We start from the raw sequence: 21,642 nt of genomic DNA, 5'->3' as shown, positions 1-21,642 counted from the left end.
TGGGGCCTCGTTGCGTGCTTCGTCAGCGCTCTTCGGTGCCGGCGATGAAGGCCTCGAGCTTGGTGCGGCCCTCGGTGTCCTCACGCTGCACGGGCGGGGACTTCATGAGGTAGGACGACGCGGAGATGAGCGCGCCACCGATGCCACGGTCCTTGGCGATCTTCGCTGCACGGATGGCGTCGATGATGATGCCGGCCGAGTTGGGGGAGTCCCAGACCTCGAGCTTGTACTCCAGGTTGAGCGGGACGTCGCCGAATGCGCGGCCCTCGAGGCGGACGTAGGCCCACTTGCGGTCGTCGAGCCACTGGACGTAGTCCGACGGGCCGATGTGGACGTTCTTCGCACCCAGGTCGTGGCCAAGGTTGGAGGTGACGGCCTGCGTCTTGGAGATCTTCTTGGACTCGAGGCGGTCACGCTCGAGCATGTTCTTGAAGTCCATGTTGCCGCCGACGTTCAGCTGGTACGTGCGGTCGAGCACGACACCGCGGTCCTCGAACAGCTTGGCCATGACGCGGTGCGTGATGGTCGCGCCGACCTGGCTCTTGATGTCGTCACCGATGATCGGGACGCCGGCGGCCTCGAACTTCGCGGCCCACTCGGGGTCGGAGGCGATGAAGACCGGCAGGGCGTTGACGAACGCGACACCCGCGTCGATGGCGCACTGGGCGTAGTACTTGTCCGCGGTCTCGGAGCCCACCGGGAGGTAGGACACGAGCACGTCGACCTGGGCGTCCTTGAGCGCCTGGACGATGTCCACGGGCTCGGCGTCGGACTCCTCGATGGTCATGCGGTAGTACTTGCCGAGGCCGTCGTTGGTGACACCGCGCTGGACGGTGACGCCGGTCGGGGCGACGTCGGCGATCTTGATGGTGTTGTTCTCCGAGGCGTTGATGGCCTCGGACAGGTCGAAGCCGACCTTCTTGGCGTCCACGTCGAACGCGGCGACGAACTCGACGTCCTTGACGTGGTAGTCGCCGAACATGACGTGCATCAGGCCGGGGACGGTCTGGGTCGGGTCGGCGTCCTTGTAGTACTCGACGCCCTGGACCAGGGAGCTGGCGCAGTTGCCGACGCCAACGATGGCGACGCGGATGGATCCCATGGATTACTCCTTGTGGTTGAACGGGGTGATCGGTTGGTCGTTCTGGGTGGTGCTGCTGGGGGCCGGCAGGTTGCGCTCGGCGGTGATGAGCTCGTTGAGCCAGCGGACCTCGCGCTCGGCGGAGTCCAGGCCGTGCCGCTCGAGCTCGGCGGTGTAGCTGTCGAAGCGCTCGCGGTTCTTGGCCGACACGGCGCGGATGTTCTCCAGGCGCTCCTCGAGCCGGCTGCGTCGCCCCTCGAGGATCCGCAGCCGCACCTCGGCCTCGGTGCGGGCGAAGAAGGCGAAGTGGACGTCGAAGGTGTCGTCCTCCCACGCGGTCGGCCCGGCCTCGCGGAGCAGGTCCTGGAACCGCTCCTTGCCGTCAGCGGTGAGCTCGTAGACGATGCGCGCCCGCTTGCTGCCCGTGGTGCCGGTCGGGGTACCCGTCGTGGCGCCGGGCCCGGTGACCGCCGCGGCGATCCAGCCCTTGTCGAGCAGCGACCGCAGGCAGGGGTAGAGGGTCCCGTAGGACAGTGCACGGAACGGCCCGAGCGCGGCGTTGAGGCGCTTGCGCAGCTCGTAGCCGTGCTGCGGGGACTCGTGCAGCAACCCGAGGACGGCGAACTCGAGCAGCTCGGTACGACGTGCGGCCATGACTGCCCTCCTTCGCGTTCTTCGTCGGGACCCGAGGTGACAAACTCGGAGTTTGTCACCCCACCATACACACCCGGATATATCGAGTCGATACATCGACGCGCGGTGCCCGTGCTCCGGACGCCGGGTGGGCGTGTGGCGTTCTGCTGGCCGTTCGGCTGACCGTTCGGATGACCCTGGCGCCTGTTCCGATGCGGCATTCCCAAGGTCTGCGGTCATACTGAGGGACAGTTGTCGGGGTGGGGCAGCGCTCCCCCGAGCGCGCCCCAGCCCGTGTTGTATGCCGACCCGGAAGGTCCCATGAGTTCCTCACGTCCGAAGACGCGAGCCCAGGCCAAGGCGAGCAGTGGCCGCCGAGCGAAGGGCGCCAAGCCTGCGGGCAGCCGCACGAAGGTGTGGGCCAGGCGCCTCGGCATCGCGGCGCTCGCCGGGTTCGTCCTGGCCCTCGCGGGGTTCTTCACCGCCTACGCGCTGATCGACACCCCCGAGCCCAACGACCTCGCCAGCGCGCAGGCCTCGGTCATCTACTACGCCGACGGCAAGACCGAGCTCGACCGGATCAGTGAGGTCAACCGCGAGTCGGTGGAGCTGCCCAAGATCCCGACCGTCGTGCGCGAGGCCCACCTCGCCGCCGAGGACCGCACGTTCTACAAGAACTCCGGCATCAGCCCGACCGGCATCGCCCGCGCGGTCTGGGTCGGCCTGCGCGGTGGGGCGACCCAGGGTGGCTCGACGATCACCCAGCAGTACGTGAAGAACTACTTCCTCACCCAGGACCAGACCCTGACCCGCAAGGGCAAGGAGATCGTGATCTCCATCAAGATCGCGAAGCAGAAGTCCAAGGACCAGATCCTCGCGGACTACCTCAACACCATCTACTACGGGCGCGGTGCGTACGGCGTCCAGACGGCGGCGAAGGCCTACTTCAACAAGGACGTCTCCAAGCTCAACGCCTCCGAGGGTGCGCTCCTGGCCTCGGTGATCCGCGGCCCGTCCTTCTACGACCCGGGCCTCGGCGCCGAGCAGACCAAGAACGCCAAGGAGCGCTGGGTCTACGTCATGGACGGGATGGTGTCCCAGGGCTACCTCACCGCCGACGAGCGGGCCAAGGCGACCTTCCCCAAGGTCGTGAAGTACTCGCCCGACAAGGGTGCCAGCGGCACCACCGGCTACCTCACCCAGCAGGTCAAGGCCGAGCTGCGCAGCAAGCTCAAGCTGAGCGACGCCGACATCGACCGCGGTGGCTACAAGATCGTCAGCACCATCGACGCCCGCGCCCAGAAGGCCGCCGTCGACGCCGTCAAGGCGCGGATGCCCGAGGGTGCGGCCGGCAAGGACCTGCACGTCGGACTCACCTCGATCAAGCCCGGCGACGGCGCGATCGTGGCGATGTACGGCGGCGCCGACTACGCCAAGGAGCAGTTCAACACGGCCACGGACGCCAAGCTGCAGGCCGGGTCGACCTTCAAGGTGTTCACGCTGCTGGCCGCCCTCAACGACGACATCAGCACCAAGACCCGGTTCGACGGCCGCAGCCCGCAGTACTTCAAGGAGTTCGAGGGTGAGGGCAACGACAACGGCAAGGTGACCAACTTCGGGTTCGAGAGCTTCGGCAACGTCGACCTGCGCACGGCCACGGCCAACTCGATCAACACCGTCTACGCCCAGCTCAACATCGAGGTCGGCGCCGACAAGACCAAGGCCGCGGCCGTCGCCGCCGGCCTGCCGACCAAGGGCCTGGGCAGCAACCCGGCCAACGTCCTCGGCACCGACACCGTGAACGTCCGCGACATGGCCAACGCCTACGCGACGATCGCCTCCAACGGCACGCGCGTGACGCCGTACTTCATCAAGTCCGTCAAGGGCGGCCCCGGCAACCTCAACTACAAGGCCAAGGTCGTCAAGAAGGCGGCCTTCGACAAGAAGGTCACCGCCGACGCGATCGACGCGATGACCCAGGTCGTCCAGCGGGGCAGCGGCTCGTTCGCCCAGGGCCTGAGCCGTCCTGCCGCCGGCAAGACCGGTTCGACCACCGACAACAAGGCGGCGTGGTTCGACGGGTTCACCCCCCAGCTCGCGACCGCGGTCGGCATCTACAAGGGTGACGGCACCAAGTCGATGAGCAACCTGCCCGGCTTCGGCGAGCTCACCGGTGGCACGGTCCCGGTGAAGATCTGGACCGACTACATGCAGGTGGCGCTCAAGGGCCAGCAGGTCCTGCAGTTCCCGGAGCGCTCGGGAGTCGGTGACGACGAGGTCTACACGCCGCCGCCGTCCACCAGCTCGTCGAGCTCGTCCTCGTCCTCGTCGACCACCACCACGACGACGACCACGACCACGACCACGACGCGTCCTCCGACGACGACCACCTCGGAGCCCCCGGCCCCGACCTCGTCGACGAAGACGAAGAACAGCCCCCGGCCGCCGAGCCCGACGAGCAGCGGCACGATCACGCTGCTCCCGGGTGGGGCGCAGAGCTCACCGACCACCTCACCGTGACCTCGGGGCGGGACCTGCTGCCGAGTGGCTCGCTGGCTGTTGCCGGTGGGCCGCTCGGCCGTCACGCCTCGGCGCGGGCGAACTCGTGGCTGGCGACCGTGGTGCCGCTGCTCGTCGCGGTGTCGGCGACGATGGCGCTGTCGGTGCTCGAGCGCGCCCACTGCATCCAGAAGGGCTGGGTCGGCTCCGACCAGTTCTGGCACGCGTGCTTCTCTGACCTGCCGGCTCAGTACCAGCTCGGCAACCTCGACCAAGGACTGGCCTCCTACGTCGGCGGCGAAGGGGCTCGCGCCGACCACCCGGTGCTCACCGGGTCGGCGATGGCCTGGCTCGGCGGGCTCGTCCCGGACGGCGCCTTCCTCGACCAGACCCGTTGGTACTTCGCGCTGTGGGCGCTGTTCGGCACCGTCCTCGCCATCGTGGTCGTCGCCCTGACGGCCGCCTCACGCCCGCGCCGCGCCGACCTCGCGGTCCACATCGCCCTCAGCCCGGTGCTGCTCCTGGCCGCCCTGGTGTCCTCCGACCTGTTCGGGGTCGCGCTGGTCAGCGCAGGCATCTGGGCGTGGAGCAGGCGCCACCCGGTGGCAGCCGGGGTGTTCCTCGGCCTGGCGGTCACCGCGCGCACCTACCCCCTCCTCGTGCTGCTGGCCCTGGTCCTGCTCGGCCTGCGCACAGGCCGCCTCGCCGTCGTCGGGCGGACCCTGCTCGGTGCCGCAGGTGCCGTGGCCGTGGTGCTGCTGCCGTTCCTCGTCGGTCACCCCTCGGCGATCCTGCGCTCGACCCAGGTCTGGTGGGACAGCGCCGCCGGTCTCGGCTCGGTCTGGATGCTCCCGCAGCTGCTCGGCGCGCAGCTCCCGACGACCGCGACCACCCTCGCAGCCCTCGTCGCGCTGGTGCTGGCGCTCGCCGCCGGTGCCGTCTTCGCTCTGAGCACCGACCGCCGGCCGACCTTGGCCGAGGTAGCGCTCGTGCTGGTCGCGTTGGCGCTGCTGTCGGGCAAGGCGTTCCCGGTGCAGTCCTCGCTGTGGCTGGTCCCGCTCGTCGCGCTGTGCGGCGTGCGCTGGCGCGACCACCTCCTCTGGGCAGGTGCCGAGGCGCTGCACTTCGTCGCGGTCTGGCTCTACGTCGCGGGCCTGTCCACGCCCGACCGTGGCCTGCCCGGCGGGTGGTATGCCGTGTTCCTCGTCCTGCGCGTGCTCGGCGTGGCCTGGCTCGTGTGGCGCGTCTGGCGCACCGCCGCCGCCCGCCCCGCCGCCAGCCCCGCACCCGGGCTCACCCCCGAGCCCCGCGCCATACCCGGGTCTTTGAGGGATCCGGCGGACCCTGACACGTCGGATCCCTCAAAGACGTCGGCTGAGGCCGAGGCTGGTGAGGCTGAGTCGGAGGTCGACGAGCTCGAGGGTGAGTTCGCGGGGGCGGACGACCGGTTCCTCGTCCGCCTCGCCTGACCTCGAGGGGTCGGCGGGCGGCCTGTGGACAAGTGATTCGGTGTTGTCGCCCGGTCCCGGTACTCTTGTCCAGTTCCCCCGAGGCCCGCCGACTGGTGAGTCCAAGGGGGATCGCACTGCAACCCTCCTGTCACGGAGAGACCGTGACCGCACAGACCAAAGGAGGCGGGTTATCAGCATGCGTCAGTACGAACTCATGGTCATCCTCGACCCCGAGCTGGACGACCGCACCGTCGCTCCCTCGCTCGACAAGTTCCTCACCGTGATCACCAAGGACAAGGGCACCGTCGACAACATCGACATCTGGGGCCGTCGTCGCCTGGCGTTCGAGATCAAGAAGAAGGCCGAGGGCATCTACGCCGTCGTCAACTTCACCGCGGAGCCGGCCACGGCCAAGGAGCTGGACCGCCAGCTCGGCCTCAACGAGTCGGTCATGCGCACCAAGCTCCTGCGCCCCGGCGCCTGAGCCGCACGATCTGAACCTGCACCACCTGCTCCACCAGACCTGACCTACCGAACAGGGGACTCGCTCCATGGCTGGCGACACGATCATCACCGTCATCGGCAACATCACCGGTGACCCCGAGCTGCGCTTCACCCCCTCGGGTGCTGCCGTCGCGAACTTCACCGTGGCCTCCACGCCGCGGCAGTTCGACCGGCAGTCCAACGAGTGGAAGGACGGCGAAACGCTGTTCATGCGCTGCTCGGTGTGGCGCGACGCCGCCGAGAACGTGGCCGAGTCCCTCCAGCGGGGCACGCGCGTCATCGTCTCCGGCCGCCTGAAGTCTCGTTCCTACGAGACCAAGGAAGGCGAGAAGCGCACCGTCGTCGAGATGGAGGTCGACGAGGTCGGCCCCTCGCTGCGGTACGCGACGGCCAAGGTCAACCGCACCCAGCGTGGCGGTGGCGGCGGCGGAGGCTTCTCCGGCGGCGGCAACCAGGGTGGCGGCGGTCAGCAGGAGGACCCGTGGGCGACCGGCCCGTCCGGTGGCCAGCAGTCCGCCCCGCAGGCAGCCCCCCAGGGTGGCGGCTGGGGCGGCGGCGCGCCGTCCTACGACGAGCCCCCGTTCTGATCGGGCACCACTGACCGGTCTGGTTCGGATCACTCGGGTATGGAGCCCGGGCGGGCTCCGCACGGAGCTCACCACGCGCCATACCCACCACTGCCTCGCCGACTGACCTCGGCAGGGCAGGACCAACTCGAAGAACACCATCCCTGGGAGACCAGGGCTCATCCGCGAAGACACTTCGCAGAAGGAGAGCACCACGATGGCCAAGCCCGTTGTGCGCAAGCCCAAGAAGAAGGCCAACCCGCTGAAGGCGGCGAAGGTCGAGAACATCGACTACAAGGACACCGCGCTGCTGCGCAAGTTCATCTCCGACCGCGGCAAGATCCGCGCTCGCCGGGTGACCGGTGTGTCTGTCCAGGAGCAGCGGCTCATCGCCACCGCGGTCAAGAACGCCCGCGAGATGGCGCTGCTGCCCTACTCCAGCTCGTCCCGCTGAGCCGGGCCAGGAAGGAACTGAAATGAAGGTCATCCTGACGCACGAGGTCTCGAGCCTCGGCAACCCTGGCGACATCGTCGACGTCAAGGACGGTTACGCCCGCAACTTCCTGTTCCGCCGTGGCCTGGCCACCGCGTGGACCAAGGGTGGGCAGAAGCAGGTCGACGCGATCAGCAAGGGCCGTGAGGTCCGCGCCGTGAAGACGCTCGAGGAGGCCAAGTCGATCAAGGGCAACCTCGAGAACAAGGCCGTCAAGGTCGTCGCCCACGCGGGCACCGGCGGTCGCCTGTTCGGCGCCGTGTCCACCACCGACATCGCGGCGGCCGTCAAGGCTGCCGGCGGCCCGGAGCTGGACCGTCGCAAGATCGAGATCGGCACCCCGATCAAGCTGGTCGGCACGCACGAGGCACTCGTGCGTCTGCACCCCGAGGTGCAGGCCAAGCTCAAGCTGGACGTCGTGGCCGGCTGATCCACCGTTCGGCTGGTTGAGGCCCGGTTCCCCCCTGTGGGGGACCGGGCCCTTCCTATGCTTCGGGACAGCCGCGTGGGGCGGAGTGGATCTGGGTATGGGGGCATGGATGTCTGAGTCGGGCCGCGAGTCTGCGCCGCGATCGGCGCGTCCTCGCCTCCAGCTGTCGCAGCGTTCTGCCCCGTCCTCGTCGTCCCTGCGGTCGCTCCGGTTGGCGCAGACCCTCTCGGGGTCAGCCCGCCCTGGTCCCGAGCTGTGGCCGGGGCAGGCGGCCGAGGAGGCTGCCCGCGAGGCGGCCCGGACCACGAGCTCCTCCCTGCCCGGCGGCTACCGTCCTTCGGCCTACCAGGACCAGTACCTCGCCGGAGCAGCCGTCGAGCCGTTCATCTTCTCGCTGCCTGGGTCGGGATCTGCCGGTGCCGTCGGTGCCGTCGAACCCGCCGGGTCGGCTGGGTCTGACGGCTCTGCCGGCCCGGGGACAGCTGCCGGACGTGGACCAGGACGGGCGCAGCTGACAGACCGTCGCACGGTCGACCTCGGCGCAGCGGCCGAGGGGTCCATGACCATCGACCTCACCGCCGACGACCCCGACCGCCGCGTCGTCAACCTCGGCGTCGCCGCCGAGGGGTCCATGACCATCGACCTCACCGCCGACGACCCCGACCGCCGCGTCGTCAACCTCGGCGTCGACGCCGAGGGGGTCGCGGCCTCGGACATCGCGGTCCTCGGCGGCCTCGGCGACTCCGACGGCCCCCCTGACGCCGGTGTCCCGGCTGCCGGGGTCGGGACGACCGCGGCAGCCGTGCCCAGCAGGCCCGGTCACCAGGCGGCACCGGGATCGATCTTCGCGTCGCCCGACCAGCACGCTGCGACCGGCTCCCTCTTCGTCGGGGCCCCGGCCCCGAGCAGCGGGAGCACCCTGCTGCCGGCTGACCAACTCGCTCCAGTCCAGGCGCTGACCGCCGCCGATCGCGATGAGTTCGCCGTCGACCTGCGCGCAAACATGGCCAGCGCCAAGGTGGCGCGCTGGCGACGTGGTCGGAACGTCGCCCTCGTGGGCGGCCTGCTCGCCATCGTCGCCGCTGGCGCGGGCGGGACCTTCGTGTGGTCGGCCCTCGGTGGGGGTGGCCCACAGCCCGAGACCGCGCTGCCCTCGACCACGGTGGCCTTCGTCAAGGTGGACCTGAACCCCTCCGCCGGGCAGAAGGTCGACGCCGTCCGCTTCCTGCGCGCCTTCCCGCAGGCTCGTGACAAGGTCAGCGAGACGTCGGACCTGCGCGAGGTCGCCTTCACCGCACTCCAGGCCGAAGGGCAGCTCGCCGGCGTGGACTACCGCGCCGACGTCGCGCCGTGGATCGGCCAGCGGATCGCGCTCGGCATCGTGCCCGGAGCCACGACCCAGGACGAGCCCGTCGCCGTCCTGGCACTGGCCGTCGAGGACCCCGGTGCCGCGCGCACGCACCTGCCGAAGGTCGCCACCGCACTCGGCGGCACCTGCCAGGTCGTGCAGGACTTCGCGGTCTGCACCCGGGGCAAGGACGGCAGCGCCCTCGACGCCGTCCTCACTGCGACCGCCCGGGGTTCGCTGGCCGAGGCCGCGACCTTCCGCCAGGACATGGGCGACCTCGGCGAGGACGGGATCGTCGCCGGCTGGGTCGACTCGGCGAAGGCAGCCGAGCTCGTCGGCTCCCTGCCGCTCTTCTCCGGCGACGTCCTCGAAGGCCTGACCAGCGCCACCGCCGACCTCCCCGGGGCAGAGGGCGGCTCGCCCGGCGACGGCCTCGCCGACACCGGTCGCACTGCGATCGCGCTGCGCTTCGACGGGCCGCACCTTGAGCTCGCCGGCCACACCAACGGTGCCAAGGCTTCGTTCGTCGGCAAGGAGCACGTCACCGGCGTGACGTCGCTGCCGTGGAACTCCCTGGCCGCCGTGAGCATCGCCAACGGCGGCGCCCAGCTGCGCGCCGCCTGGCCGGAGATCAGCCGGGCCACCGGTTCGGGCTCAGTCCCGGCGCAGGGCCGGGCCAGCGCCACGAAGGGTGCAGCAGCCGCCGCACCATCCGAGTGTCCGCTGGCCGCGGCCGAACGACTCCTCGGCATCTCGCTGCCCGAGGACCTGTATGCAGCGCTGGGCAGCCAGCTCACCCTCGTCCTCGGTGGCGTGGAGGAGCGCAACGGTCAGCTGAAGGCCGCCCTCGTCGGCAACGGCGACCAGGTCGTGCTCGGCAAGCTGGCGACGTCCGGGCAGGCCTTCGGGGGCGAGAAGCTCACGCTGCTGCCGTCACCGGGACGCAGTGTCCTCGCCACCTCCGACGAGTACGGCCAAGAGATCGTCACCGGATCCGGCCTCGGCACGATGCCCGGCTTCCAGGACGCCGTCCACGACGTCGAGGACGCCCGCGCGGTCGTCTACATCGACATCGCCGGACTGGTCTCGGAGTTCAAGGACGACATGGACCCCAAGGACGTCGCCGACCTGGCCAGCCTCTCCGCCCTCGGTGTCACCGTGTCGGGTGAGGGCACCAGCGCCGACTTCCGGGTCCGCCTCACCACCAAGTAGCCGTGCCACGTCGCAAGGTACGCCGCTGGGCGCCGCCGCCGCTGAGGGGTGCGCTCAGCGCTCGTCGACCATGACGTCGATGCTGTAGCTCGACGCCTTGTAGCAGTGGTCGCCGTACTCGACGGCCTTGCCTGCGGCGTCGAAGGCGCTGCGCGTCATGGTGAGCACCGGTTCGGTCCCCCGGATCCGCAGGTGCCGGCGCTCTGCCGCCGTGGGCATGCGGGCGCCAATGTTCTGGTGGGCCACGACCGGGCGGATGCCGCGCTCGCGCAGGACCGCGTAGAGGCCCTCCTGCTCGAGCTGGTCCCGGGCGATCTCGCCGACGGCCGGGGGCAGCCAGTTGCGCATCACCGCCAGCGGCGTCGTCCCGGCGGAGCGCAGCCGCTGGATGCACAGCAGCACGGTGTCGGCGGGCAGGTCGAGGGCCGCGGCGGCGACCTCGTCCTGCACCAGCTCGTGCGACAGGACGGTCGTGGTCGGGGTGTCGCCGGCGCGGGCCAGGTCGTCCCACAGGCTGGTGAGCTCGGCCCGACGGTGGACCTTGCGGTTGGCGACGGTGGTGCCCAGGCCGCGTCGGCGCACGAGCAGTCCCTGTGACACCAGCTCCTGGAACGCGCGGCGGACCGTGGGACGGGACAGCCCGAGCCGTTCGCCGAGGGCGATCTCGTTCTCGAACGGGTCGCCCGGCTGGAGGTCGCCGCTCGTGATCGCGGCTGAGAGCTGCTGGGAGAGCTGGTGGTAGAGCGGCACGGGGGAGGCCCGGTCAATCCGGACGCCGATCTGCTTCACCATGGCCGAAAGAATAGTGGGTCGGAGCGGTGGACTAGAGGACATGAGAATGTCAGGACATATGCTTGACACGTTGTCGACCCACTTGTCAGGCTGTGGCGTCGTACTTCCCGAGCTCGCCCTGAACGGAGCAGTCATGCGCATCGGCCTCGCCGGCGTCGGACGCATCGGCGCCTTCCACGCCGACACCCTCAAAGCCCTCCCCGTGGTGGACGACCTCGTCGTCACCGATGTCAACGCCGAAGTCGGCCGGGCCGTCGCCGAGCAGCTGGGGGTGGCCTGGGCCGAGTCCCCGGAGGCGCTGCTGGCCGAGGGGGTCGACGGCTTCGTCATCGCTGCGGCCACGAACGCGCACGCCTCGCTGATCCGGGCCGGGATCGAGGCCGGGGTGCCCACCTTCTGCGAGAAGCCGGTGGCCGGCACCCTCGCCGAGAGCCTGGAGCTCGCCAAGCTCGAGGCGAGCGCGGACGTCCCGGTGCACATCGGGTTCCAGCGACGTTTCGACGCCGGCTACCGCGCCGCGGCCGAGGCCGTCACCAGCGGCGACCTGGGCTTCCTGCACACCCTGCGCGCGGTGACCGGCGACCAGGCCCCGCCGCACGCGGCATACATCCCGACCAGTGGCGGGATCTTCCGGGACTGCAACGTCCACGACTTCGACATCATCCGGTTCGTCACCGGACGCGAGGTCGTGTCCGTCTTCGCCACCGGATCGAACAAGGGGGAGTCGTTCTTCTCCGAGGCGGGCGACGTCGACACGGCTGCGGCCATCCTCACCCTCGACGACGGCACCATCGCCCAGGTGTCGTCCTCGCGATACACCGGCCAGGGGCACGACGTGCGGCTCGAGGTCGTCGGCAGCCGGGGCAGCGTCGCCGTCGGGCTCGACGACTCGCTGGCGTTGCGATCGGTCGAGCCGGGGGTGTCGTTCCCCCCGGGTCCGGTGCACGTGTCGTTCATGGACCGCTTCCTGCCGGCCTACCGCGCCGAGCTCACGGCCTTCGCCGACGTCGCGCGGGGAGCCATCCCCTCGCCGTGCACCGTCGCCGATGCGTTGCAGGCGTTCCGGATCGCCGAGGCCTGCGACACCTCCCGCCGTGAGGGCCGCGTGGTCCGGCTCGACGAGGTGGAGGGGCTGTGAGCGCCGACGTCGAGCACTCCGTGGAGCAGCCGGAGGGGCCCCAGGGACAGGGCGGCGGGCGCCGCCCTGTCGCGCAGCGTGTGGCCGGCGCCCCCATCTCGTGGGGCGTCTGCGAGGTGCCGGGCTGGGGGTGGCAGTACGACGCCGAGACCGTCCTGACGCAGATGGCCGAGATCGGTCTGGCCGCAACAGAGTTCGGCCCTGATGGCTTCCTGCCCGAGGACCTGGACGAGCGCGCACGCACGCTAGCGGCTCACGGACTGCACGCGGTCGGGCAGTTCGTGCCCGTCGTCCTGCACGATCCTGCGCACGACCCGCTGCCCGACGTCGAGCCGGCCATGGAGGCCCTCGTCCGTGCCGGGGCCTCGACCGTGGTCCTCGCAGCAGCCTCCGGGATGGACGGCTACGACGAGCGTCCGGTCCTCGACGACGCCGCGTGGACCGCCCTGCTCGCCAACCTCGACCGCATCAGCGAGGCGGCGTCGACCCGTGGCCTGACCGCGACGCTGCACCCGCACGTCGGCACGATGATCGAGAGCGGCGACGAGACGGCACGGGTGCTCGCAGGCAGCCGCATCGGGCTGTGCCTCGACACCGGCCACCTCCTCATCGGCGGCGGTGACCCCGTCGCCGTGGCGGTCACGTCGCCCGAGCGGATCGCCCACGTGCACCTCAAGGACGTCAGGCTCGACTGGGCGCGCCAGGTGCAGTCCGGCGAGGCCACCTACACCGAGGCCGTCGCCGCCGGCATGTACGTCCCCCTCGGCGAGGGCGACGTCGACATCGCCGCCATCGTCGGCGCGCTCGAGGCGCAGGGGTATGACGGGTGGTACGTCCTGGAGCAGGACACCATCCTGCCCGCCGACCCCGGTCGTGATGGTCCCATCGGTGCGGTGCGGACCAGTCTCGACCACCTGCTCGAGGTGGCCGAGGGCGCTTCGCCGAGCGTGAGGAGCTGACGTGGTGTCGGATGGGACCGTGAGCGACCGCCCGGGTGAGGCCGGAACCGCTGGTGGGTCCGCGCCGTACGATGTCGTGGCGGTGGGGCGCACCGGGGTCGACATCTATCCGCTCCAGCACGGGGTGGGGCTCGAGGACGTCGAGACGTTCCAGAAGTTCCTCGGCGGCAGCGCCACCAACGTCTCTGTCGCCGCCGCGCGGCACGGGCTGCGGACGGCGCTGCTGACCCGCACCGGTGACGACCCGTTCGGGCGGTACATCCACCGGGCGCTGCGTGAGTTCGGCGTCGACGACGAGTTCGTCACCGCCGTGGAGGGCCCACCCACACCGGTGACGTTCTGCGAGGTGCACCCACCGGACGACTTCCCGCTGTACTTCTACCGCTACCCCATCGCCCCCGACCTGATGATCGAGGCCGACGAGCTGCCGATCGAGGCGATCCGGGACGCCCGGATCTTCTGGGCGACCGTCACCGGCCTCTCGCAGGAGCCAAGCCGCGCTGCGCACCTCGCCGCCTGGCAGGCGCGCGGCCGACGCATCCACACCGTCCTGGACCTCGACTACCGGCCGATGTTCTGGCCGCACCCGGAGGAGGCGAGTGCGCAGGTGGATCAGGCCCTCGAGCACGTGACCGTCGCCGTCGGCAACCGCGAGGAGTGCCAGGTCGCCGTCGGCGAGACCGACCCGCAGCGTGCCGCCGACGCCCTCCTCGAGCGCGGCGTCGAGCTCGCCGTGGTGAAGCAGGGACCCAAGGGGGTGCTGGCCGCGACGCGCGACGAACGCGTCGAGGTGCCACCGTTCCCCGTCGAGGTGGTCAACGGGCTCGGTGCCGGTGACGCCTTCGGTGGTGCGCTCTGCCTCGGTCTGCTGGAGGGCTGGGACCTGCGTCGCACGCTGGAGTTCGCCAACGTCGCCGGGGCCGTCGTGGCCTCCAAGCTCGAGTGCTCGACGGCCATGCCCACGACCGCCGAGGTGGAGGCGCTGCTCGCAGGGCGCGCCCCGGCCGGGAGCCGGTCATGACCGCCCCCCGCGTCAACGTCGCCGACCTCACCGAGATCCGGGCGCGGGAGCCGCACCGCATCGGCGAGGAGTGGGAGAACCGCCGGCTGCGCCAGGTCGTGCGCCGCGACGGACGGATGCTGCTCGTCGCCGCCGACCACCCGGCACGCGCGGCGCTCGGTGTCCGCAACCAACCGCGGGCCATGGCCAGCCGCACCGACCTGCTCGAGCGCCTCGTCACCGCGCTCGCGCGACCCGGTGTCGACGGTGTCCTCGGCACCCCCGACATCCTCGACGACCTGCTGCTGCTCGGAGCCCTCGAGGGAAAGGTCGTCGTCGGCTCGATGAACCGCGGTGGGCTGCAGGGCTCCTCGTTCGAGCTGGACGACCGCTTCACCGCCTATCGCGCCAGCGACCTCGCGGCCCTCGGGCTCGACGGCGGCAAGATGCTGACCCGCATCGCGTTCGACGACCCGGGCACCGTGCGCACTCTGGAGTCCAGCGCGCAGGCGGTGACCGAGCTCGCCGAGCTGGGCCTCATGGCGATGGTCGAGCCGTTCCTGTCGCAGCGCCGCGACGGGCGCGTGGTCAACCTGCTCGACCCCGACTCCGTCATCACCTCGATCCACGTGGCCTCGGCCCTGGGCGCGTCCAGCGCCCACACCTGGCTCAAGCTGCCGGTCGTCGACGACCTGCCGCGGGTCATGGACGCGACGACGCTGCCGACGCTCCTGCTCGGTGGCGACCCCGTGGGTGACCCCCACGAGACCTATGCCTCCTGGGGCAAGGCGCTCGACCTGCCAGCCGTGCGCGGTCTCGTCGTCGGCCGGGCCCTGCTCTACCCGCCGGATAGTGACGTCGGTGCTGCGGTCGACATCGCCGCCGAGCTCGTGCACGGGGTGAGCCGGTGAGCGACAACGCCCGTTGGGTGCGTCCGCTCGGCACCGTCGCCGACCGTGGGTGGGAGGTCGCGATCGACCAGGCCGTCGAGGGCTGGCAGCACACCGGCCTGTATGCCGGTCGGCTGGATGCCGGGGAGCGTCGTGAGTTCGCGGCGGGAAAGTGGGAGCACGTCGTCGTCCCGCTGTCGGGAACGGTCACCGTGTCCTCGGAGGAGGACTCGGCGGTGCTCGCCGGGCGCGCCTCGGTCTTCGCCGGCCCCACGGATGTCGCCTACGTGGCCCGTGACCGTGGCTTCACCGTGGTCGCCCACGACGGGCCCGCCCGGGTGGCGGTCTGCGCGGCGCGGGCAGCGGCACCGCAGGCCCCCGCGTTCCGGCACCTGCCTGCAGCCGAGGTGCCGGTCGAGCTGCGCGGCGCGGGTGTCGCCAGCCGGGAGGTCCGCAACTTCGGCATCCCCGGCGTCCTCGACGCTGACTCGATCATCGCCTGCGAGGTCATCACGCCGGGCGGCAACTGGAGCTCCTACCCGCCGCACAAGCACGACGAGGAGCGCGAGGGCGTCGAGACCGAGCTCGAGGAGATCTACTACTTCGAGGTGCAGGTGTCCGCCGGCTCACCCGCCCCCGACGACGCAGATCCCGTTGGCTACCAACGGGTCTACGGGACCGACGAGCGTCCGATCGACGTGCTCGCCGAGGTGCGTACCGGTGACGTCGTCCTCGTGCCGCACGGCTGGCACGGCCCCGCGATGGCCGTCCCCGGCTACGACCTCTACTACCTCAACGTCATGGCCGGCCCCGGCGCCGAGCGGGCCTGGCTGATCTGCGACGACCCGGCCCACGGCTGGGTGCGCCAGACCTGGAAGGGTCAGGACGTCGACCCGCGACTGCCCCTGGGAGGGACCCGATGACCGCTGCTGAACCCGCGTCCGCGACCGGAGCGTCGACCGTCCGCCTCACCGTGGCCCAGGCCGTCGTGCGGTTCCTCGGCGAGCAGTGGAGCGAGCGTGACGGCGAGCGGCAGAAGCTCTTCGCCGGGTGCTTCGGCATCTTCGGCCACGGCAACGTCGCCGGCATCGGCCAGGCGCTGCTCCAGGGCGAGCTCGCCGACGACTCGGCTGACCACGACCGGCACCTGCCGTACGTCCTCGCCCGCAACGAGCAGGCGATGGTCCACACCGCCGTCGGCTACGCCAAGCACAAGGACCGGCTCCAGACGTGGGCCTGCACCGCCTCGGTCGGCCCGGGCTCGACCAACATGCTCACCGGCGCTGCGCTCGCGACGATCAACCGGATCCCGGTGCTGCTGCTGCCCTCGGGCACGTTCGCGACACGTGTCGCCGCCCCGGTGCTCCAGGAGCTCGAGCAGCCGTATGCCGCGGACGTCACCGTCAACGACGCGTTCCGGCCGCTCTCGGCGTTCTTCGACCGCGTCAACCGCCCAGAGCAGCTGCCGTCGGCATTGCTGGCGGCGATGCGGGTGCTCACCGACCCCGCCGCGACCGGTGCCGTCACGATCGCCCTGCCGCAGGACGTGCAGGCCGAGGCGTTCGACTGGCCCGTCGAGCTCTTCGCCGAGCGCACCTGGCGGATCGCCCGACCCGTCCCCGAGGCCGTGGACATCGACGACGCGGCAGCGCTGATCCGTTCTGCCTCAAGGCCCTTCGTCGTCGCCGGAGGCGGTGTCCACTACTCCGGCGCGGAGTCGGCGCTGTCGGACTTCTGCGACGCCACCGGCATCCCCGTCGGGGAGACCCAGGCCGGCAAGGGCTCGCTCGTGCACGGACACCCGCAGCTCATGGGGGCCGTCGGGTCGACCGGCACCACGGCTGCCAACGCTCTCGCCGCCGAGGCCGACGTGGTCATCGGCATCGGCACGCGCTGGAGCGACTTCACGACAGCCTCGCGAACGGCCTTCCGGGACAAGGGTGTCCGGTTCGTCAACATCAACGTCGCGCGGTTCGACGCCGGGAAGCAGGCCGGGCTGCCGGTGGTCGCCGACGCGCGTGCCGCCCTGTCCGCACTGACCGCCGCGCTCGACGGGTACTCCGTCGACACGTCCTACCGCGAACGCCAGGTCACGCTGTGGCAGGCCTGGGACGAGAAGGTCGTCGCTGCATACGAACCCTCTGCGGAGGTGACCGACACCCTGGCGCCGGGCCTGCTGACCCAGGCCGAGGTGCTCGGCGTCGTCAACGAGCGGACCGACCCGCGCGACGTGGTCCTGTGCGCCGCCGGGTCGATGCCCGGAGACCTGCACAAGCTGTGGCGGGTCCGTGACCGCAAGGGCTACCACGTGGAGTACGGCTACTCCTGTATGGGTTACGAGGTCCCGGCGTCCATCGGGATCCGGCTCGCGGACCCGAGTCGTGACGTGTTCGCGATGGTCGGTGACGGCGGCTACCTCATGATGCCGACCGAGCTCGTCACCGCGGTGCAGGAGCGGGTCAAGGTCGTCGTGGTGCTCGTCCAGAACCATGGCTTCCACTCGATCGGGTCGCTGTCGGAGTCGTTGGGCTCGCAGCGGTTCGGCACGCGCTACCGCTACCGCGACCAGGCGTCGGGACGACTCGACGGGGCCCCGCTACCGGTGGACCTGGCGGCCAACGCCCGCAGCCTCGGTGCCCACGTCATCGAGGTGCACTCGCGCGCCGAGCTCGAGCAGGCGGTCAAGGAGGCCAAGGCGGCTCCTGCTGACGGCGGTCCGGTGGTCATCCACGTCGAGACCGACCCGACCGTCTTCGCCCCCGACAGCGACAGCTGGTGGGACGTCCCGGTCAGCGCCGAGTCCGAGCTGGCGTCGACGCAGCGGGCCTACGCGGAGTACGTCGAGCACAAGAAGAACCAGCGTCCGCTCGTCGGCCCGCAGGACCAGTAGGCGCTCAGCGGGCGACGAGCGCCACGGCCGAGACGATGGTCGCGGCGAGCACCGCCTGGTCGAAGCGTTCCTGGCTGAGCCGTCGCGCGGTGTGCAGCCCGGCCCACGTCCCGAGCAGCACGAACGGGATGAGCAGGACCGTCCGCCGGAGCGTCTCCGCGGTGAACAGCCCGAGCCCGGCGCTGAACGGGATCTTGCAGAGGTTGACCCCGAAGAAGAACAGCGCGCCCGTCCCGAGGAACCTGCTCTTCTCCACCCCTCGCGCGACGAGGTAGAGCGTCATCACCGACCCGGCGGCGTTGGCCGTCATGGTGGTGAACCCTGCTGCGAGACCGGTCCCCAGGGCGGCGGGACGCGATCGGGCCAGGCCCGAGGTGTCCGGCGAACGGAAACGCAGGGCGAGCTGGAGGGCGGCCAGGACCAGCAGCAGCACACCGATCGAGCGGCGCAGCACCGTGTCGTCGACGACGGCGAGGAACGCCGCGCCGAGCGCGAGCCCTGGCAGGACGCTGGGCACGAGACGTTTCAACAGGGACCAGTCGGCGTGCCTGCGGTACTTCCAGACCGCCACGACGTCGCCGGTGATGAGCAGCAGCAGGATCGCCGCCGTCGACTCCCGGGCGGGCATGACGTTGGCGAAGATCGCGATCGAGATGGCCGACAACCCGCCGATGGAGGTCTTCGAGTAGCCGACCACGAGGGCGGCGACGACGAGCAGGAGCACCTCGAGCACCCTCGGACCCTAGCCGCGGCCGTGGTCGGCGTGCCGTCCACGTCCACGCCAGACCGGCGGTGGTCAGATCGCGCACGAGGCGGTGCGGCGGGGCAGAATCGGCGCATGGACAGGCGTGTGGCGGTCGCGGGCACCGGACCGGTGTCGGCGGAGGCGGGGGTGGCCGCCGTCCGTGCCGGGGGCAACGCCGTCGACGCGGCCATCGCGGCGATCGTCGCCGCCATGTCGACCGAGCCGGGGATCGTGTCGATGCTCGGCGGCGCGTTCGTCAGCATCTGGCCGGCCGACGGCGAGCCCGAGGTGGTCGACGGCAACGTCGAGATGCCGGGACGCGGCCTGCCCACCGACCGCTTCGGCACCGGACTGCGGGAGATCACCACCTCCTACGGTGGTGGCCTGACGCTCTACGCCGGCCATGGTTCCGTCGCGACGCCGGGAGCCTTCGCCGCCCTCGGTATGGCGCACGAGCGGCACGGCAGCGCGGCGTGGGCCGACGTGCTCGCACCGAGCGTGGCCACCGCTCGCGACGGGTACGCCATCGGCGGCGCTGCTGCGAGCTACCTCGCCATCACCGGTGACAGCGTCTTCGGATGGGACGAGCACACGGCCCCCCTGGTGAAGCGGGCCGACGGCTCGGCTCTCGCCCCGGGCGAGATGATCACCAACCCCGACCTCGCGCTGACGCTCGAGCACCTCGGGGAGCGCGGCGCCGAGGACCTCTACACCGGGGAGCTCGCGGCCCGGATCGCCGAGGACTGCGCCGAGCGGGGTGGGCTCGTGACGGCAGCCGACCTCGCGGCATACCGGGCGGTGGTCCGCACCCCGCTGCGGATGCGGCTCGGCGACTGGGACGTGGCCACCAACCCGCCGCCCTCGGTCGGTGGCCCCATGCTGGCCGTGATGCTCCGCGAGCTCGGCGCCGACCGGTGGGACTGGCAGCAGGTCATCGACGTGCAGCGCCGCGTCCTCGCGTACCGCCACAAGGTGCACGACCTGTCGACCGACCTCGAGGAGGACGGCTACGCGCTGCTCGACCTCGTCGAGCGCCACGGGTTGGCGGGACTGCCGACCTCCTCGTCGACCGCGAACGTGTCGGCTGTCGACAGCGACGGGACGGTCTGCGCCATCACGGCATCCAGCGGATACGGTTCGGGCGCAACGGTTCCCGGCACGGGGATGATGCTCAACAACTGCCTCGGCGAGCCCGAGCTCAACCGTCTCGGCCTGCACGCGCTCACCCCCGGCACCCGGCTCGCGTCCAACATGGCCCCGTCCGTCGCCCGGTCGAGCGCCGGCGCGGCGCTGGCGATCGGGAGCCCCGGCGCCGACCGGATCACCACGGCCCTCATGCAGGTGCTCGGCCGCTACTGCCACCACGGTGACTCGCTCCAGGAGGCCATCGACGCACCGCGCGCGCACGTGCGGATCCTCGACGACGGCAGCACCCGCGTCGACCACGAGGACGACCCTGCCATCGCGGCCGCTGTCGAGGCGATGGGGCTGCCGGCCTTCACCCACAGCCAGATCTCGATGTTCTTCGGCGGGGTCGGCGCCGCAGCACGCGGGGCCGACGGCGACCTCGTCGCAGCCGGCGACCCACGCCGCGAAGCCGCGACGCGCATCGGCTGAGCCCGTATGGCGCCGATCGTCAGCGAGCGGCGCCGGTCACCATCCAGGCGTCCCCGCGGATGCGGGTCCAGAAGAACACCGCACGGATCGCCATGAAGCCGGTGAACGCGACCCACAGCGCACCCATCGCGAAAGGCACCCCTGACTCGAGCAGCCGGTCGCCGTTGAGGTGGACCCCGAGGGCCAGCGGGAGGTAGAGGACGAGGGTCGCGACCATCGCCTTGGCGAGCCACCGGCCGTCACCCGCCCCGATGAGGACGCCGTCGACGACGAATACGTAGCCCGACAGCGGCTGGCCGAGGGCCACGACGACCAGGGCCGCCGCGAGGGCCGAGCGCACCGCCGGGTCCTGGGTGAAAGCGGCCGGGATCACCGTGTGCAGCGCCAGCAGGACGACCCCGAGGACGGCTCCTCCCCAGACGCCCCAGCGGATCATCGTCGACGTGGCAGCGCGAGCAGCGCGCACGTCACCGGCGCCGAGGGCCTTGCCCGTCAACGCCTGCGCCGCGATGGCGAGGGCGTCGAGGGCGAAGACGAGGAACGACCAGACGGTGGCGGCGACCTGGTGCGCGGCGAGAGGGACGTCGCCGAGCCCGGCCGCGACCCATGTCGTCACGAGCAGGATGGAGCGCAGCGCCAGGGTCCGCACGAGCAGCGGGACCCCGGTCACAGCAGCCTTGAGGACGCGGGCCGGGTGGGCGTGCAACCCCGCGCCGGCCCGCCGCGCGTGGCGAACGAGGACGGTGACCAGGCCCAGCGCCATACCGGTCTGGGCGAGGACGGTGCCCCACGCCGAGCCGGCGATGCCCCACCCGAACCCGTAGACGAACAGCAGGTTGAGCACGATGTTCGCGCCGAACCCGACCGCCGAGGCGACCAGCGGGGTCCTGGTGTCCTGCAGCCCGCGCAGCACGCCCGTCGCGGCCAGCGCCACCAACATCGCAGGGATGCCGATGGCCGAGATCCGCAGGTAGGTCGTGGCGAAACCGATCGCGGCCTCGGAGGCACCGAACAGCCGGCACAGCGGTTCGGCGGCCAGGGCGACCGCCAGTCCGGTGGCGGCGCCGAGCCCGACCGCGAGCCAGGTGCCGTCGATCCCGGCCTCCAGGGCGCCCCGCTCGCTGCCTGCCCCGACCTGTCGGGCGACGATCGACGTGGCGCCGTAGGCGAGGAAGACGAACAGGTTGGCCGCGGTCAGCAGGGTCGCGCTCGCGACCCCGAGACCGGCGAGCTGGGCGGTGCCGAGGTGCCCGATGATCGCCGAGTCGGCGAGCAGGAACATCGGCTCCGCGACGAGCGCGAGGAACGCCGGGACCGCCAGCCGCAGGATCTCGCGGCTCTGTGCCGGATCGCCGCGCCGGCCGCCCGCTGCCGTCTCGTCCCTGCTCACCCGG

The 21,642-nt window shown here is 71.2% G+C and carries 19 protein-coding genes; 14 read left to right on the top strand and 5 right to left on the bottom strand.

What is annotated here, in order from left to right:
• Positions 1-22: 22 nt before the first annotated feature.
• Together ABD286_RS14515 and ABD286_RS14510 are read right to left on the bottom strand one after the other, a co-directional pair.
• Positions 23-1,102, bottom strand: coding sequence for an inositol-3-phosphate synthase (locus ABD286_RS14515; protein ID WP_344194696.1), 1,080 nt, complete (start codon positions 1,100-1,102; stop codon positions 23-25).
• Between the two features lie 3 nt (positions 1,103-1,105).
• Positions 1,106-1,735 carry a PadR family transcriptional regulator gene (locus ABD286_RS14510; RefSeq protein WP_344194694.1) on the bottom strand — a complete coding sequence of 210 codons (630 nt, stop codon included), beginning with the start codon at positions 1,733-1,735 and terminating at the stop codon, positions 1,106-1,108.
• Positions 1,736-2,035: 300 nt separating this feature from the next.
• Between ABD286_RS14510 and ABD286_RS14505 the strand changes: the two genes are divergently transcribed.
• From ABD286_RS14505 to ABD286_RS14475, 7 genes are all read left to right on the top strand, one after another.
• Positions 2,036-4,234, top strand: a complete 2,199-nt coding sequence (locus tag ABD286_RS14505; RefSeq protein WP_344194692.1) for a transglycosylase domain-containing protein — start codon at positions 2,036-2,038, stop codon at positions 4,232-4,234.
• Positions 4,231-5,682 (top strand): glycosyltransferase 87 family protein, encoded by a 1,452-nt coding sequence (locus tag ABD286_RS14500; RefSeq protein WP_344194690.1) that lies wholly within the window; start codon positions 4,231-4,233, stop codon positions 5,680-5,682. Before ABD286_RS14505 ends, ABD286_RS14500 begins: the two co-directional genes overlap by 4 nt.
• 178 nt (positions 5,683-5,860) lie before the next feature.
• A complete protein-coding gene (gene rpsF / locus ABD286_RS14495) occupies positions 5,861-6,148 on the top strand; it encodes a 30S ribosomal protein S6 (protein WP_344194688.1) in 288 nt (95 codons plus the stop codon).
• Positions 6,149-6,215: 67 nt separating this feature from the next.
• Entirely contained in the window at positions 6,216-6,755 is a 540-nt protein-coding gene (locus tag ABD286_RS14490; protein WP_344194686.1) for a single-stranded DNA-binding protein, read from the top strand.
• Between the two features lie 196 nt (positions 6,756-6,951).
• Positions 6,952-7,188 (top strand): 30S ribosomal protein S18, encoded by a 237-nt coding sequence (rpsR, locus tag ABD286_RS14485; RefSeq protein ID WP_056884210.1) that lies wholly within the window; start codon positions 6,952-6,954, stop codon positions 7,186-7,188.
• 22 nt (positions 7,189-7,210) lie between these two features.
• The gene (rplI, locus tag ABD286_RS14480) at positions 7,211-7,657 is read left to right on the top strand and encodes a 50S ribosomal protein L9 (protein ID WP_344194684.1); all 447 of its coding nucleotides are present in this window, start codon (positions 7,211-7,213) and stop codon (positions 7,655-7,657) included.
• Between the two features lie 109 nt (positions 7,658-7,766).
• Positions 7,767-10,217, top strand: a complete 2,451-nt coding sequence (locus ABD286_RS14475) for a DUF3352 domain-containing protein (protein ID WP_344194682.1) — start codon at positions 7,767-7,769, stop codon at positions 10,215-10,217.
• 54 nt (positions 10,218-10,271) lie between these two features.
• On the opposite strand, the gene ABD286_RS14470 is transcribed toward ABD286_RS14475, so the two are convergent.
• On the bottom strand, positions 10,272-11,009 hold the full coding sequence (locus tag ABD286_RS14470) for a GntR family transcriptional regulator (protein WP_344194680.1): 738 nt from the start codon (positions 11,007-11,009) through the stop codon (positions 10,272-10,274).
• 133 nt (positions 11,010-11,142) lie between these two features.
• On the opposite strand from ABD286_RS14470, the gene ABD286_RS14465 reads away from it, so the two are divergent.
• The 6 genes from ABD286_RS14465 to iolD are packed head-to-tail and all read left to right on the top strand — an operon-like array spanning position 11,143 to position 17,886.
• Positions 11,143-12,147, top strand: a complete 1,005-nt coding sequence (locus tag ABD286_RS14465) for a Gfo/Idh/MocA family protein (protein WP_344194678.1) — start codon at positions 11,143-11,145, stop codon at positions 12,145-12,147.
• A complete protein-coding gene (locus ABD286_RS14460) occupies positions 12,144-13,106 on the top strand; it encodes a TIM barrel protein (protein ID WP_344194676.1) in 963 nt (320 codons plus the stop codon). Before ABD286_RS14465 ends, ABD286_RS14460 begins: the two co-directional genes overlap by 4 nt.
• A 19-nt stretch (positions 13,107-13,125) precedes the next feature.
• On the top strand, positions 13,126-14,127 hold the full coding sequence (iolC, locus tag ABD286_RS14455) for a 5-dehydro-2-deoxygluconokinase (protein WP_344194674.1): 1,002 nt from the start codon (positions 13,126-13,128) through the stop codon (positions 14,125-14,127).
• Positions 14,124-15,017 carry a class I fructose-bisphosphate aldolase gene (locus tag ABD286_RS14450; protein ID WP_344194672.1) on the top strand — a complete coding sequence of 298 codons (894 nt, stop codon included), beginning with the start codon at positions 14,124-14,126 and terminating at the stop codon, positions 15,015-15,017. Before iolC ends, ABD286_RS14450 begins: the two co-directional genes overlap by 4 nt.
• Positions 15,014-15,919 carry a 5-deoxy-glucuronate isomerase gene (gene iolB, locus ABD286_RS14445; protein WP_344194670.1) on the top strand — a complete coding sequence of 302 codons (906 nt, stop codon included), beginning with the start codon at positions 15,014-15,016 and terminating at the stop codon, positions 15,917-15,919. Before ABD286_RS14450 ends, iolB begins: the two co-directional genes overlap by 4 nt.
• Positions 15,916-17,886 (top strand): 3D-(3,5/4)-trihydroxycyclohexane-1,2-dione acylhydrolase (decyclizing), encoded by a 1,971-nt coding sequence (iolD, locus tag ABD286_RS14440; protein WP_344194668.1) that lies wholly within the window; start codon positions 15,916-15,918, stop codon positions 17,884-17,886. The genes iolB and iolD overlap by 4 nt, the downstream gene beginning before the upstream one ends.
• A gap of 4 nt (positions 17,887-17,890) precedes the next feature.
• Here iolD and ABD286_RS14435 read toward each other — a convergent pair whose 3' ends face one another.
• Positions 17,891-18,619: a sulfite exporter TauE/SafE family protein gene (locus ABD286_RS14435; RefSeq protein WP_344194666.1), complete on the bottom strand. Its 729-nt coding sequence runs from the start codon at positions 18,617-18,619 to the stop codon at positions 17,891-17,893.
• A 105-nt stretch (positions 18,620-18,724) separates the two neighbouring features.
• On the opposite strand from ABD286_RS14435, the gene ABD286_RS14430 reads away from it, so the two are divergent.
• Complete coding sequence (locus ABD286_RS14430; RefSeq protein ID WP_344194664.1) at positions 18,725-20,248, top strand: gamma-glutamyltransferase; 1,524 nt, start codon at positions 18,725-18,727, stop codon at positions 20,246-20,248.
• Positions 20,249-20,267: 19 nt separating this feature from the next.
• Here ABD286_RS14430 and ABD286_RS14425 read toward each other — a convergent pair whose 3' ends face one another.
• Positions 20,268-21,638 carry an MATE family efflux transporter gene (locus ABD286_RS14425; RefSeq protein WP_344194662.1) on the bottom strand — a complete coding sequence of 457 codons (1,371 nt, stop codon included), beginning with the start codon at positions 21,636-21,638 and terminating at the stop codon, positions 20,268-20,270.
• Positions 21,639-21,642: the final 4 nt, after the last annotated feature.

The organism is Pedococcus aerophilus, assembly GCF_039532215.1.
In the GTDB taxonomy this organism is placed as follows: Bacteria; Actinomycetota; Actinomycetes; order Actinomycetales; family Dermatophilaceae; genus Pedococcus; species Pedococcus aerophilus.
Note: the sequence above shows the minus strand (reverse complement) of the source record. Positions and strands in the feature narration are given on the sequence as shown.